The 14716-nt window shown below is 74.3% G+C and carries 7 protein-coding genes; 3 read left to right on the top strand and 4 right to left on the bottom strand.

The genetic code is table 11. The features are described from left to right. Window positions 1-67 precede the first annotated feature (67 nt). Genes ACIP89_RS31130 through ACIP89_RS31120 form a run of 3 tightly spaced genes read right to left on the bottom strand, consistent with a single transcriptional unit; the run spans window position 68 to window position 9036 of the window. A complete protein-coding gene (locus tag ACIP89_RS31130; RefSeq protein WP_402117811.1) occupies window positions 68-6187 on the bottom strand; it encodes an SDR family oxidoreductase in 6120 nt (2039 codons plus the stop codon). 56 nt (window positions 6188-6243) lie between these two features. Continuing rightward, window positions 6244-7851, bottom strand: coding sequence for a PfaD family polyunsaturated fatty acid/polyketide biosynthesis protein (locus ACIP89_RS31125; protein WP_402117809.1), 1608 nt, complete (start codon window positions 7849-7851; stop codon window positions 6244-6246). Window positions 7852-7905: 54 nt separating this feature from the next. Next, entirely contained in the window at window positions 7906-9036 is a 1131-nt protein-coding gene (locus tag ACIP89_RS31120; RefSeq protein ID WP_401925047.1) for an SDR family oxidoreductase, read from the bottom strand. Between the two features lie 1064 nt (window positions 9037-10100). Here ACIP89_RS31120 and ACIP89_RS31115 point away from each other — a divergent pair. Beyond that, a complete protein-coding gene (locus ACIP89_RS31115; protein WP_402117807.1) occupies window positions 10101-11333 on the top strand; it encodes a wax ester/triacylglycerol synthase domain-containing protein in 1233 nt (410 codons plus the stop codon). A gap of 41 nt (window positions 11334-11374) precedes the next feature. Here ACIP89_RS31115 and ACIP89_RS31110 read toward each other — a convergent pair whose 3' ends face one another. After that, window positions 11375-12748 carry a flavin-containing monooxygenase gene (locus ACIP89_RS31110; protein WP_402117806.1) on the bottom strand — a complete coding sequence of 458 codons (1374 nt, stop codon included), beginning with the start codon at window positions 12746-12748 and terminating at the stop codon, window positions 11375-11377. A 318-nt stretch (window positions 12749-13066) separates the two neighbouring features. On the opposite strand from ACIP89_RS31110, the gene ACIP89_RS31105 reads away from it, so the two are divergent. Together ACIP89_RS31105 and ACIP89_RS31100 are read left to right on the top strand one after the other, a co-directional pair. Continuing rightward, window positions 13067-13681, top strand: a complete 615-nt coding sequence (locus ACIP89_RS31105) for an ABC transporter ATP-binding protein (RefSeq protein WP_401925040.1) — start codon at window positions 13067-13069, stop codon at window positions 13679-13681. Next, window positions 13678-14553: an ABC transporter permease gene (locus tag ACIP89_RS31100; RefSeq protein ID WP_402117804.1), complete on the top strand. Its 876-nt coding sequence runs from the start codon at window positions 13678-13680 to the stop codon at window positions 14551-14553. The genes ACIP89_RS31105 and ACIP89_RS31100 overlap by 4 nt, the downstream gene beginning before the upstream one ends. The last annotated feature ends 163 nt before the right edge of the window (window positions 14554-14716 follow it).

Here is a 14716-nt window from a genome sequence, read left to right as displayed (position 1 = left end):
GTCTCACTTCACGGCAGGGCGGAGGCCGGGGGCGGGATCAGGAGGGGCGGGATCAGGAGGGGCGGGGTCAGGAGGGGCGGCGGACGAGTTCGACTCCGATCAGTTCCAGCCGGACGGACCCGTCGGCGTCGATCAGCGCCGCGTCGCAGCGCGCCCCCGTGTCATGGGCCTTCCGTCCCCGCACCACACACCGCACGGTGCCGTCCACCGGACCGCGCCGGTGCACCCTGCACTCGGCGACCGCCATCGGCAGCGTCGCCGCGCCGAGCACCTCCTCGCCCCAGAGCAGGGCGAGTTGCAGCGCGCCGTCCACAGCGGCCGGATCGAGCGGCCAGCAGTGTCCACCCGGCCAGTCCAGGGCGCGCAGTCCCGCTACGGTCGCCTCCGCGCCGTGCTCCGAGACGCCGCGCACCGAGCGCAGTGCCTGGAAGCGGGGGCCGTGGAAGAGGACCTTCCCGTCGTACGACTCGGCCCGCGCGAGCGGCTCCAGGCCGTCCGGGGTGCCCCAGCCGGCCGCATCGGGGCTGCCGTCCCCGCTGTCCAGTACCGCCCGGAAGTGCGCCGAGCCGTCCTCGCCCAGCAGCTCCGCCTCCAGCTCCGGGAACGAACCGGGCGCCCGGCCGCCGGCCACGGTGATCCGGTGGCCCGCGTCCCGCAGTTCGGGAAGGGTGTACGTCCTGTACACCCGAAGATCGCGCAGAACCAGCTGTCCGGCATCCGGCAGCCAGGCCGTGGCCGCGGCGGCGAACCAGTTCAGCACCATGGCCACGGGCAGCACGGGAACCCCGGCGGGCGCGTGATCGGCCAGCTGCGGAAGGGTGTCGGAGCGGAGCAGCACCTGTGCGCGACGCCGGTCATCCGCCGGGGACAGGGCGGCCGGATCGTCCCCGGCGGACAGCACGACGCGGGCCTCTCCGGCGGCGCCGTCCAGCTCGGCGGTGAAGGCCTCGGCGCCCTCGTCCAGGGGGATGAGCGGGATTCCGGACCGGTCGAAGTGCGCGGCCAGGGCCGGGGTGACCATGCCGCCCTGCCAGGGGCCCCAGGCCACGCACCGCACCAGACAGCCGGGCCGGGCGGACTGCTCGGCCGACGCGACCTGCTGGAGCACCTCATTGGCCATCGCGTAGTCGCCCTGGCCCGGATTGCCGAACACGGCGGCCACCGAGGAGAAGAGGCAGATCGTGTCCAGGGGGTCGTCCGCCGTCGCTGCCAGCAGTGCCCGCAGACTGTCCACCTTGGTGGACATCACCAGCTCGGCCTGCTCGTCGGTCTTGTCGGCGATCCGGCTGTCGGCCAGTACCCCCGCGCCGTGCACGATGCCGGTGACCGGCCCCCAGGCCTCGCGTACGTCGCACAGGGCGGCGGCGAGGGCGTCACCGTCGCGGGCGTCCACCCGGATGTACCGGACGGGCGACCCTGCCGCCTCCAGCCCCGCCACCGTCGCCCGCACCTCTCGCGCGGCCAGGATCTCCCGGGCCCGCTCCGCGATCCGGGCGGGCGACGTGCCCGCCGCGTCCGGGCCGGAGCGTTCCGCGAGCAGCCGGGTGAGGGCCGGCTCCTCGGTGGCTGAGGCCAGGTCCGGCGGCTCGGCGGCAGGCTCGGTCCGGCCGAGCAGCACGATCCGCGGCCGGTGGGCCCTGGCCAGGTCGAGCAGGGCCGCGGCGGTCACCCCGCGGGCCCCTCCGGTGGCCACGATCACCGAATCGGACGAGATCCGCGGTGCGCCGCCGGGCGTCACCTGTCCGGGGACGAGCCGCACGAGGGTGCGGGTGCCGTCCGCGCGCAGGCCCACCTCCGGATCCGTTCCGCCTTCCAGCAGTTCCCGCACGATCGCGGCCGCGACCTCCTCGTCGCCCCGGCCGCCGCGCCGGCAGTCGATGACCCTGACCGAGGCGTCCGGCCACTCCTTCGCCGCCGTCCTGGCCAGACCGGCGACTCCGCCCAGCCACGCACGGCCGGGTTCGCCGCCTCCGAGTCCGAAGTCGCCCCCGGTGTCCTGGACGGTCACGAACAGCCCGCCGCCCCCGGCGGTCCGTGCCGCGGCCACCGCACGCGCCGCGCGCAGGGCGGAGCGGTGGACCTCCCGTGCCTCCTCCGGTGCGGCGTCAGAGGTGAGCGCGCCGAGGTGGACGACCGCGTGCGCGTCCGAGGGCACGTCCGTCAGCGCGGTGGCGTCCACGCCGTGGTCCGCCAGTTTCCGCGCGACGAGGCCGGCCATCGCGGACCGGGCCGACCCGCCGCCGGTCACCACGACGGGTCCGTCCAGCAGCCCCGCCGTGGCCAGTCCGGACGGTGGCGACTCCACGGCGCGGGGGACCAGCCTGGTCAGCGGCGTCCGCTCGCGGGGCCGGGCGGGCGGTGCGGGCGGTGCGGATGCCGCGGCGGCGGTGACCTCGGTGCTTCCGGAGGACGCGGGGGGCTGGACGGCCTCCTGCACCGTGGTCCCGGGAGACGGGGCGCCGTCGGTCAGCGCGTCGGCGATCTCGCGCAGGGTACGGAGCTTGCCGAGCCGGCCGATGTCGCCCGCTCCCACGTCGCGCACCTCTCGGCGCATGACAGAAAGGATCTCGACGCGCTTGATCGAGTCGACGCCCAGGTCCGCCTCCAGCTCCATGTCCATGTTGAGCATGGCGGTGGGATAGCCGGTCAGCCGGGCCACCACCGACAGGAGCAACTCCTCCAGCTCCGGGGGCGACAGGGGCATCGCGCCATCGCCATCGCCATCGTCGGGGGCGGAGGCAGGGGCAGGGGCGGTTGCCGGTGCGGACGTGGGCGGGGGCACCGCTGCCGGCACAGCGTCCATGACCGGAGCCGAGGGAGCCGACGGAGCCACCGGGGCCGGTCCGGGTCCGGGTCCGGGTCCGGGTGCCGGTGCGGGGCGCGGCGAGGAGGAGCGGGGGAGCGGCAGCGGCGGCGCGGCGCCGGACACGTCCAGCTCTCCGCCGGCGTACGCCTCCGGAGCCCCGGCTGCGGGTACTTCGGCGGCCCCGCCCGGGTGCGGCTGCCCGAGCATGGCCGCCAGGGTCGTCTCGGTCATCCGCAGGAAGGCGATGTGGCTGTCCGTCAGCATGCGTTGGCACGCCGCGTGGGCCTGCGCCGTCTGCCGTTGGACACTCTCGACGGCGGCGTACCAGCTGCCGTCGGCGGCGGCCTCGACTCCGGGCACCCGTTCGAGCTCCGGCTGCCACGGTGCGGAAGCGGGTCCGTACTCCGACGGTTGCGGGGGGTGGACCGGTGAGGGGACGTACGCGGGCATGGGAACCGCCGGGGTGTCGGACGCGAACGCGGATACGGATACGGGTACGGGTACGGGGGCGGGCCGGGGCCGGTGCTCGGGCTCCTGTTCCGGAGCGGGTGGTGGCTCTGCGGGCGCGGTGCGGGGCGCCGGGAACTGACCGCAGTTGGCTCCGCTGATCTTCACGGTCATTCGGGGTTCGTGCTCCTTCGCTGGTCCCTCGTGGGCGTACGGCGCCCAGAGAGTGTCGAGATCGAGGGGGATTCCGCGTACGGCGAGTTCCCCGAGCGCGGCGTGCAGGGTGTCGGTGCCGGGCCGGCCCTGCCGGTCCAGGGGGACGGCCGCGTGCTCGCGGTCACCGAGGATCTGTCCGACCAGGCCCGTCAGCGCGGCGCCCGCGCCGACCTCGACGAAGGTCCGTACCCCGGCCGCGTACATGGCCTCGATCTGGTCCTGGAAGAGCACCGGGGAGGCGAGATGGTCGGCGATCCGGCGGCGTACCTCCTCGGGCGACGACGGGTACGGAGCCCCGTCCGCGTTGCCGTAGACGTCGATCCGGGGCCCGGTGAGAGGCACCGTGCGCAGGTACCCGGTGAGCGGCTCGACGGCCGGCCGGACCAGCGGGCTGTGGAAGGCGGTCGACACCGCCAGCCGCCGGGTGCCGGTCCCGTCGGCCGAGAACGCCTTCTCGGCCCGTGCGACCGCCTCCGAGGAGCCGGAAAGCACCACCTGGAGCGGGGAGTTGTGGTTGGCCGGCCAGATGTCACCGAACCCGCCACCGGCCAGCACCCGGGCCACGTGAACCCGGTCCGCCGCCACCGCCAGCATCCCGCCCGGGGCGAGTGCCGCGTCGCGCATCAGCTCACCGCGGCGGCGGGCCAGATCCACCAGCCAGTCGGCGTCCAGAACTCCCGCGCAGTGCAGCGCCACCAGTTCACCGAAGCTGTGCCCCGCCACGCAGTCCGGCCGCAGCCCCAGCTCGCCCACCACCGCCAGCAGCGCGAGCGCGTGCACCGCCAACGCGGGCTGCGCCCACTCGGTGGCGTCCAGCAGGTCCCGCCGGGCGGCCCGCTCCCCGTCGGTGAAGGCGGGCGGCGGGAACACGGCCCGGTGCAGGGGGCGTCCGTCGAAGCGGGTACCGCCCAGCCGGTCCCACACGGCCTGGGCGGCCGGTGCCAGCATCGCGAGCCCGGCGCCCATCCCGACGTACTGGGACCCCTGTCCGGGGAACAGGAAGCCGATCCGTCCGGGTTCGGCGTCACCGCACGCGTACCGGACACCGGCGGGGGTGGAGAACGCGTCGCCGGGACGCCGCCGGATCAGCGCCAGGGCCTGCGCGTGCTTCTCCCGCAGGTCCTCCGCATCGGTGGCGACGACGGCCAGCCGCATCCGGGCGGCCGGCGAGTACGAGCCGTGGCTCTCCCGTGCCAGCGCGGCCAGCGGACGGATACCGTCGGCCCTCGGCGCCACGAGGTCCGACGGGGAATCGCCGCTGAACAGGACGAGCTCGCTCGGGGCGACGCGGTGACGCAGCGCCGTACGGCCCTCGGCGCCGCGGGGCGCGTACTCCTCAAGCGTGACGTGGAAGTTGCTGCCGCCGAAGCCGAAGCTCGACACCGAGGCCCGGCGCGGATGCCCGGCGGGCCGCACCCAGGGGCGGGTCTCGGTGTTGACGTAGAACGGGCCGTCCGCGGCGGCGGCCGCCGGGTTCGGCCGGTCGACCTTCACGGTCGGCGGCAGCACCTTGTGGTGCAGGGCCATGACCGCCTTCAGCAGCCCCGCCGCGCCCGCCGCGCACTTGGTGTGGCCGATCTGTGACTTGACCGAGCCGATGGCGCACCACTGGCCGTCCGTACGGCCCGTCGCGCCGAACACCTCGCTGAGAGCGGCCAGTTCCGCGGTGTCCCCGGCCTTCGTGCCGGTCCCGTGCGCCTCCACCAGCTCCACGGTCTCCGGCCCGTAGCCCGCCTCCTCGTAGGCGCGGCGCAGGGCCCGCGCCTGGCCGTCGGGGAGCGGGGCGTAGATCGCCGTGCTCCTGCCGTCCGACGATGTGCCGATGCCCCGGATGACGGCGTGGATCCGGTCGCCGTCCCGCTCCGCGTCGGCCAGCCGCTTCAAGGCGTACATGACCACCGCTTCACCCAGCATGGTGCCGTCGGCCGAGGCGGAGAACGGCCGGCAGTCGCCGCTGGGAGACAGGGCGGGCGTCTTGGAGAAGCACAGGAACATGCCGATGTCGTTCCCGGTGTCCACGCCTCCGCTGATCACCAGGTCCGCCCGGCCGAGGGACAGTTCACCGACCGAGGTCGACAGGGCCGCCAGCGAACTGGCGCAGGCGGCGTCGGTGGTGTGGTTGATGCCGTGCAGGTCGAACCGGTTGGCGACCCGGCCCGCGACGACGTTGCCGAGCAGTCCGGGGAAGGTCGATTCCCGCCACGGTGCGAACCGGGCCGAGATGCGGTCGCACACGGCCTGTGCCTCGGTCTCACCGAGCCCGCTCTCCCGCAGTGCCGCGAGCCACACGGGGCGGTGGGCGCGCCCGTACATGTGCGGCAGCAGTTCCAGGGCGGCGGCGCCGAGGACCACACCGGTCCGGTCCCGGTCCACCAGGGCCGGCCCGCTCGCGTCCTTCAGCACCTGGTCGGCGACCATCAGGGCGAGCAGCTGTGAGGTGTCCGTCGTCGGCAGGGTGGCGGGCGGCACCCCGTAGGCCATCGGGTCGAAGTCCACCTCCGGCAGGAACGCCCCCCGCCGGGCGTACGTCTTGTCGGGAGCGGCCGGGTCCGGGTCGTAGTGGTCCGCCACGCTCCACCGCGAGGCGGGCACCTCGGTCATCAGATCGCGGCCTGTGGTCACGATCCGCCAGTAGCCGGCCGCGTCCGTCGCGCCGGGCACCAGGGCCCCGACGCCGACCACGGCGACGGGAACCTGGCGGTGGGGTGGGTCGGGCACGGTCTCTCCTCCGGATCGGGCTGTCGTTGCTGACGCCGGGGCGGCGCCGGTCCCGCTCACGCCAGCTCACGCGGCGGGAAGCTGAACGCCTCGGCCGTCAAGGGGACGCCGTAGGTGCGCAGTTGATGGGCGCGAGTGACCACCGCGGCCCCTTCGAGCAGGTTGAGCGCGATCTGCACCACGGACCGGTTCGCCGGGGCGGCCAGGAAGGTGCCCGCCACCCACCGGTTGAACGCGCCCATCGCCGGACCGCACCAGATCTGGTAGTCGGCCCGCCGCGACGCCTCGCCGGTGATCGCCCACTGGCTGGAACTCCCCAGGTACCAGCGGAAGACCAGGGCCATCCGGTGCTTCGGGTCTGCCTCCGCACGGATGATCTCCGCAGGATCGCGCCGGGCCCAGAACGCACGCGTGCGCTGCCAGACCTCGTCGAACGGGGCGCGCAGCACGTCCCGTTCGATCGAGGCCCGCAGCGCGGCCGGGATCTCCTCCAGCGAACCGTGGGCCCGGTACGCGGAATGGAGCCGCCCGGCCCGCTGGGCGAACATCGTTCCCCGGGACAGCACTTGCAGCTTCACGCCCAGTTCGAACATGTCGGCCGCCGGTGCCATGGCCACATCGGAGACGTCCGCGTCGCAGAGCATCGTCTTGGCCTCGTCGGACAGGCCCGCCTCTGCGGCCGTCTGGTTCACGGAGCCGATGACCACGTAGGACGCGCCGAGGGCGAAGGCGGCGGCCACCGCGTCCGGTGTGCCGAGGCCGCCGGCCGCGCCGAGCCGGACCGGCCGGGGGTAGCCGAACCGGCGGCACAGGGTGTCGCGCAGGGCCGCGATCCTCGGCAGCAGTGCCTGCAGCGGCCGGTTGTCGGTGTGCCCGCCGCTGTCCGCCTCCACGGTGATGTCCTCCGCCACCGGCACCAGAGCCGCCAGCTCCGCCTCCTGCCGGGTCAGCTTCCCCCGCGCGACGAGTTGGTCCAGCAGCACGGCCGGGGCGGGGGAGAGGAACCTCTCGGCCACCTCGGGCCGGGAGACCTTGGCGAGCAGGCGGGTGCCCCGGACGACGGAGCCGTCCGGGTCCCGGCGCAGCCCGTGCGCGGCGCACAGCACGACGGCCGGGGTCAGCTCCATGAAGGCCGAAGCGGAGATCCGGGGGACTCCGGCGCCCACCAGAAACTCGGCGACGCGGAACTCCAGTTCCGGTTCGGCCGGTGAGTGGATGAGGTTGACGCCCCAGTTGGCGCGGGTGTCCAGCTCCCGCGCGAGGGTGTGCACGGCTCGCTCCACCTCGGGGTAGGCCAGCCCCCCTGCCCCGAAGAAGCCGAGCATCTCCGCCCGTGCCATCGCCGCGACCATCCGGGTGGTCGCGATGCCGTTCGCCATCTCCCCCGCGACATAGGGGAAGCGGACGCCGTGTGCCTCGCAGAAGGTGCGGCCGCCGAGCCACTCTGGGTAGAGCGGCGGCAGCGTGCCGAGCACCGGACCGTCGGGTACCGGGCCGGTCGCGATCCCCAGCTCACGGCCGTCCGGCCCACCGACCACGTGGACGGGTCTGCGGATCTGCCGGGCACGGGCCGTGATCTCCTCCGGCGAGAAGACGGGCGCGAGGACGGGCGGGAAGACCGGTGGGGACGCGGCGGGGGCGCCGGGAACGCTGAGGACGGACACGCGAGGGCTCCAACGGGAGAGGACCTGAGCTGGTCAGGCGTACGGGGCTGCTGGTCAGGCGCGTGGAAGGACGGCCGGGGAACCGCCCGGCGCCGGGGCGAGGGGCCGGCCTCTCGGGGCCAGACCGGACCAGAGGTAGTCGAGGCCCACCGGGGCGGAGGCCGCCGACGCCCCCAGCCTGGTCCTGACCCGGGTGTCGTCGAACCGCCGCCGGTGGGCGAGGTAGGCCGTCATACCCGGATAGAACTCCAGCAGGGCCTCCAGCGCCGACGGGGTGTCCGGCTTTGCGGCGACCAGGTCGATCGCGAGCGGGACCAGCCGCTCCAGCAGGGTCACGACCGTGGGAACGGGCACATCGCGGTCGTGGACGACGTGGTAGGTGTCGACGCCGCCGGAGGGCGCCAGGCCGGCCAGCCGCACCATGACCTCGGCCGCGTGCTCCACCTGCAGCAGATTCAGCCGCCCGCGCTGATGCCCCACCGTCCGGACGAGCGGCCGGCCGGATACTCCGGGGCCTGCGGTACACCGGGCGTCCCGCAGGATCCGTTCGATCACTTGCAGTGGGTGCGAGGGCAGTTCGGGGTGTGGCGGAAGATCCGTGACGAGGATGCTCGGCCGCAGGACCAGGGCCGGGCGGCCGTGCTTCCGGGACCACGCGTGTACCAGCAGCTCCGCCTCGAACTTGGACCGCTCGTAGGCGTTCTCGAAGCCGCAGGCGTCGTCCAGCTCGTCCTCGTACGCCACTCCTTCCCGCCGCGCCCCGGCGACGAAGGCGGTGCTCACGTGGCGGACCAGGGGCGCCCGGCGGCCCGCGGCCGCCAGCTCCAGCACCTGCCGGGTGCCCTCGACGTTGATCCGGCGCATCTCGGGGAGATCCCCCTCCAGGTTGATGCTGCCCGCGCTGTGCCAGATCGCGCCCAGACCGTCGGCCAGCTTCTGGAAGTGCCGCCCGGACAGGCCCAGCAGGGGCTGTGCCAGATCGGTCTCCACCACCCGCAGCCGGCCGGGGAGCTCGGCGGTGAACGCCTCGGGTGAGCCGGTCAGTTCGAAGAACCGGGTGATGCGGTGCAGCGCGTCGGCCGATCCCGCGTGCGCCAGAACCGTCACGGACGGGTGCGTGCCGAGCAGGCGGCGTAACAGGCGCAGTCCGAGAAATCCGGTGGCGCCGGTGAGGGCGACGTGCACGGGTGTGGCTCCAAGGGCGGTGAGAGGGCGTTCCCGGGACCGGGTGCGGAGGCGGGGGTGCCGCCGTTGCGGCGACCGGGTGCGTGCGGAGCGGGATGACACTGGCCGTCCTGCGGGCCGAGTGCCACTGGAGGTCGCATCGCGCGGTGCGGTTCGGTGCTCGCGGGTGTTCCGGTGCCCCCGTCCGGCAGGGGTTCCCCGGGCCTGCCCCAGGCCGGTGACCTCCGGCGCACGGCACACAATGTCAGACGGCGGGCGGGCCGAGAGCCCCGATTCCCCCTGCTCACCCGAACGAAGTACGGCGCACCGCGGAGGGTGCGCGCGGCCCGGTCCGGTGGGACTCCGCCCCGGGACGGGCCGCCCGGCGAACACGGCGGCGGGATACGGGCGGAGCCGTACGGGCGCCGTCCTCCTTTCGGGGGAACCTGCCGGTGAGGGCCCTGGACCGGCCGGGGGCCCTGGACGGTCCCGCCGAGGCCCGTGGCGTCCTTCGCGGCGGCCGGCCGCGCGGGGCGGCAGACCAGCCGCGGCACGGGCATACGGGCCGCCGGCGCCTGCGAGGCGGCTGCGGCCGGCAACTCCGGACTCCGAGCCGGACCGGCTCGTCGAGGGCGTTGCGGCGTACGGGCGCCGGACGGGCCGGCTCCGTCCGGTGGCCATTCTGTTGTGCGGCCGGTCCGGGGCGAGGCGTTGCGCCGCGGTCGGCCGGGGCGGACGACCCGGCGTCGGTGACCTCCTGCCGTCTGCCCGTCCCTCCCGACCCGTCCCGCCTGCCGCCGCCGCTGTCACCCGACCGCGGCCCCGCGGTTGCCCTGCCATGGCCTCGGCCAGAATCGGAGCCCCGAATCCCCATGCCTGATCTTGAACAGTCCGCTGAGTCCGCTGAGTCCGCCGAGCCGGCTGAGTCGGCTGAGCCCGCCGAGTCCGCCGAGTCCGCCGAGCCGGTTCGGCCCGAGCCGGTTCGGCCCGAGCCGCCCGGTCGGCCCGCGTCCGCCGGGCGTCCCGCTCCGTTCATTCCCTCGCCCCGCCATCCGACGCACTCGGTCGATCGCGCGTTCCTCCGCATGGAGCGGCGGCGGCCCGATGTCCGCTGGGACGCCGGTGGTGTCGCGTACCTCAGTGGTCCGGCCCCGGCCCTGTCGGACCTTCGCGCGTACGTGGGCTTCCGCCTGGGCGGGCTGCCCCTGCACACGAGCCGGGTCGCGGGCGGGCGGCGGTCCCGGTGGCAGCCGGACGCGGAGTTCGACATCGACCAGCATGTCCACGAGGTGGTCGCCGACGGCCCCGCCGGCTGGGACTCCGCGCTGCACACCGCGCTCAACGCGCCGTTCGCGCCCGGTGCCCTGTGGGGGGTCTGGCTGGTCCACGGGCACGAACCCGACGCGTACGCCGTGTGCTACCGCTTCCGTCACGCCTGCCAGGACGGTTCGGCCGCCGCCATGACCTTCCGCGCCATGCTGGGCGAGGGGGAGCCGTCGGCCCGCCCGGTCTCGGACCGGAGCCGTCGGGCCGGGGTGCCCCGGCGGGTGGGCGTGGCCGTCGGGCTGGCCACGAAGTTCGTCGCCGGCACCCTCGCCGTCCGCGGGCACCGCCCGGATGCCGTCTTCACCCCCTCGGGGGAGCGGCGGCTGTGGCGCGGGCGGGTACCGGCGGACACTCTGCGCCGGATCGGCGCCGCACGCGGCGGCTCGGCCCATGACGTGCATCTGGCCGCGCTGGCCGGTGCGTTGTCCGTCTGGTCGGCCCGCTCCGGCGTGCCGTTGCCCCGGGTGACGGCCCTGCTGCCCATCGACGCACGCCGTCCCGACGAGGACCAGACGTGGGGGAACCGCTGCTTCGCCGTGCCGCTGGAGCTGCCGGTGCGGACCGGCCGCGAGGACCCGGACGGGACCGGCGCCGGTGACGCCTCGCTGCGGCGGCTGGACCATGTCATGGCGGCGACCCGGAAGCTGCGCGGCCAGACATGGCGGCAGGCCATGCAGGACCTGGTCCGGTTCATGCCGGGCCGCCCCACCGAGTGGTACCTGCGACGGGTACTCTCCCCGCGCGTCACCAACGTCATGGCCACCTCCATGCCGCTGGCCGAGAAGGGGAGCCTGGGCGAGACGCAGGTGACGGGCACCGCCCTGTTGCCCCTGGTCGTGCCCGGACACCTCTTCGGGGTGGGGCTGTCGTTCTTCGGGGACTGGGCCGAGGTGTCGTTCGTGGCCGATGGCGCCCTTCCGCACGGGGAGTCGCTGCCGGAGCTGTGGGAGCGGGCCGTGGGCGAGCTGGAAGAGGGCACGGCGCAGGTCTGAGCCCGGCCGGGCGGGCGCGGCCGGTCGTCGACCGGATCGGTTCACGGGACCTCGACCGCCGGACCGGGACGGGCGACGGCCACCGCGGGCACGGGAGGGAGGCCACCGCGTGCTCGGCGCCGGCCCGCCCGGAGCTCCCGGCGAAGGGCCCGCTCGTAGGAGCGGACGTCGATCTCGATCCCGTGGCGGTAGCTGGGCGCGTAGGCGCGTTCGTGCGACCGCCGCTCGCGGCCGATCGCCCGCGTCATGTCCTGCGGCGACGGCAGGGCGACCGCTCCCGTGATCAGGCCGGCGACCCATTCCGCCTGTGGTTCGAGCAACGGGAAGGCCGCGCCCGCGGGTTGGGCCAGCCCCATGAAGTAGAGACCCGGGAGCCCCGGCGGCACGGTACGCAGATAGAGCTCCGTGCGGCCGTCCCGGGCCGCGAAGACGGCGGGGTCGAGGAAGGGGAAGGAGAGGGAGTATCCGGTGGCGTACACCACGGCGTCCACGGGTTCGCGGCTGCCGTCCGTGAAGGAAGCCGTGTCCCGGCCGAAGGAGCTGACGCCGGGCTTGGGCGTCACCGCGCCCCGGGCCAGCTGGACGAGGAGCTCGTCCGAGGTGGACGGGTGGGCGGCGAGGGGCCCCAGGGCCGGTTCGGCCAGCCCGTACTGAGCCGGGGCGCCCCGGCTCAGGCGCAGCAGGAGCGCCATCGCCGGGCCCTTGAGGAATCGCGGGATACGGGACAGCGGACTCCGCACCAGGTGGTCCGCCGGCCGGCCGAGCAGCATCTTGGGGAACACGTGCGTCGCGGTGCGGGCGGAGAGGAAGGTCCGGGCCGCCGTTCGCGAGATCTCCGCCGCGATCTCGCAGGCGGAGTTGCCCATGCCGATCACCAGGACCCGCCGGCCGGCGTACGGCTCGGGGGAGCGGTAGGCGTGCGAGTGGAGGGCGGACCCCTCGAACTCCTCGGCCCCCGGCACGGCGGGTGCGGGCAGGCGCGGGTCCCAGTGGTGCCCGTTGGCCACCACCACTTCGGTGTACCGCTGCGTCGTCGCCTCCGCCGCCGGGGCTCCGCGGCGGCGGCGGCCGACCTCCCAGCCGCCGTCGCCCAGGGGCCGCACCGAGGTGACCTCGGTCCCGAACGTGATGTGGCGGTGCAGACCGAATCTCGCGGCGTAGTCCTCCAAGTAGGCGAGGACTCTGCTGTGGTGCGGGAAGACCGGATAGGTCTCCGGCATCGGCAGCGAGGAGAAGGACATGCTCTCCTTCGAGATGTTCGCGTGCAGCGACGCGTACACCCCCGACATGCCGTTGTCGTTGCCGTACCGCCAGAGCCCGCCGATGCCCGAACCGGCCTCGAAGCAGTCGAACGGAACACCGCGCGAGGCGAGGACCTTGCTCGCGGCCAGACCGGACGGGCCCGCTCCGATCACACACGTTCTCCGCATGGCTGACCGCCCCTTCGCCCACACCGAGCACGGTGCTCCGGAGCGCGCCACGCTATCCGCCCACCGCCCCGGCGACCGGTCTTCCGCGGTGGACCCGTCGCGCGGATGAACACGTCGTGCACGGAGTTGACGACAGCGGGACGGGCGCTCTCTCCGGCACCGTTTCCGCTGCCCGGCCTGCTCGTTGGGCACGGGCGGACCGGACGCGCCACCGAAACGCCCGGCCGACGCATTCCCGTACACCGGCGGGACGCGGACTGCTCACGCGGCCAACAGCCGGACCCGGCACGACGGAGCGAGACCATGGACGTCACGGATGTGCACCACTCCTACCGCCGGCACGCCGTTCTCCGGGGCGTCGACCTCCGGCTACGGCCCGGCACCCTCGCCGGCATCGTCGGGGAGAACGGCTCGGGCAAGACGACCCTGCTGAAGATCGTCGCCGGTGAACTCGGTCCGGACCGAGGCTCGGTGCGCCACCGGGGCAGGTTCGGCTACTGCCCGCAGTCCGTGGTGCTGGACGACTCCTTCACCGTCCGCCAGCACCTCGACTTCTTCAAGAGCGCGTTCGGGCTCCCGGACCTGAGGCTGGCCGAGGAGGTGATGGAGGTCCTCGCCTTCACCGAGTACCTCGACCAGCGTGCGGGCCTGCTCAGCGGAGGCTCCCGGCAGAAGCTGAACCTGACCCTCGCGCTCATGCACGATCCGGACGTCCTGCTGCTGGACGAGCCCTACCAGGGCTTCGACTGGGAGACGTATCTGCGTTTCTGGGAGCTGGCGACCAGGCTGCGCGACGCCGGGCGCTCGGTGCTGGTCGTCTCCCACCTCGCGTACGACATCAACCGGCTCGACGTGCTCTGGCGCCTGGAGAACGGGCGCCTGCGCTGCCAGGAGCCGCGTGCGGAGGCGGTCGCATGAGGCGGCACTGGGCCCTGTTCACCACGGCTTCGCGGTACGCCTTGATCGGGCACACCCGCAACCGGTTCGCGATGCTGCTGGTGGTCGTGTACATCCCCGTATGGATCGCCCTCGCCTATGTGACGATCCCCGACCGGCCCGCGCCGTTCCGGCTGCGGGCCACCGGCGAGGTGCTGTCCCCGCCCGGCAACCACCTGACCCAGATCACCGGCGCGCTGAACGCGGTCACGCTGATCGCCGGATTCATGATGTTCGCGGCCACCTTCACCGGGGGCGCCTTCGACCGCCGGCTCGCGATGGCCGGCTACCCCCGGTATCACCTCGTCCTCGCCAAGCTCTCCGCGCTCACGCTGGTCTGTGCCGCCATCGCCGGGTACGCCACGGTCGCCGTCGGATTCTCCTGGCCGCCGCGGCAGCCCCTCGTGCTCGCCGCCGCGCTGTTCTGCGCGGCGCTGACCTACGGTGCGCTCGGCGTGGTCTTCGGATCGGTACTCCGCCGCGAGGTCGAGGGCATGTTCGCCATTCTGATGATCAGCATCCTCGACGTCGCACTGCAGAACCCCCTCTCCAGCTCAGGGTCCGACAGCGCCGTGGTGCGCTTCCTGCCGACGTACGGAGCTGTGCAGGCCGGCATGTCGGCGGCGTTCTCGGACGCCTCGGCCGCCCAGGGCCTCGTGATCCAGTGCCTCTGGCTCGTCGCCGCCGCGTCGGCCGGGTTCCTGGTCTTCCGCCGGCGGACCGGAAACGCGCTCCCGCCGGAGAGGCGGCCACGGGTCCCGGCTTCCCGCCGGCACGGAACCGCCGGGGACACCTCCGTGCCCCTGCCCCCGGCGGAGCCCGGACCGTCGGCGGAACACGCACGGTCCACCTGAACACCGGGCCCGCCGGGCCGCGAATGCCCTGTCGCACGGACGCCCGACGCCTCTTTGTGCCACCGTCCGGCCCGCGGAAAGGAGCCGTGACCTGCGGGACGCGGTGATCGTTCAGTAGCCGCCGGGCGCCGACGCGGTGCCCGGACCGACAGACCCTTCCGTG

Origin of the sequence: Streptomyces sp. NPDC088730, from assembly GCF_044751215.1 — a bacterium.
Taxonomy (GTDB): Bacteria; Actinomycetota; Actinomycetes; order Streptomycetales; family Streptomycetaceae; genus Streptomyces.
The sequence above is the reverse complement of the archived record's forward strand: the minus strand, read 5'-3'. Positions and strand labels throughout refer to the sequence as shown.

What these genes read in the sequence shown, in the direction of transcription:
- ACIP89_RS31105 (WP_401925040.1), top strand. Translation starts at nt 13,067, where the DNA reads ATGGACGTCACGGATGTGCACCACTCCTACCGCCGGCACGCCGTTCTC.
- ACIP89_RS31115 (WP_402117807.1), top strand. Translation starts at nt 10,101, where the DNA reads ATGGAGCGGCGGCGGCCCGATGTCCGCTGGGACGCCGGTGGTGTCGCG.
- ACIP89_RS31100 (WP_402117804.1), top strand. Translation starts at nt 13,678, where the DNA reads ATGAGGCGGCACTGGGCCCTGTTCACCACGGCTTCGCGGTACGCCTTG.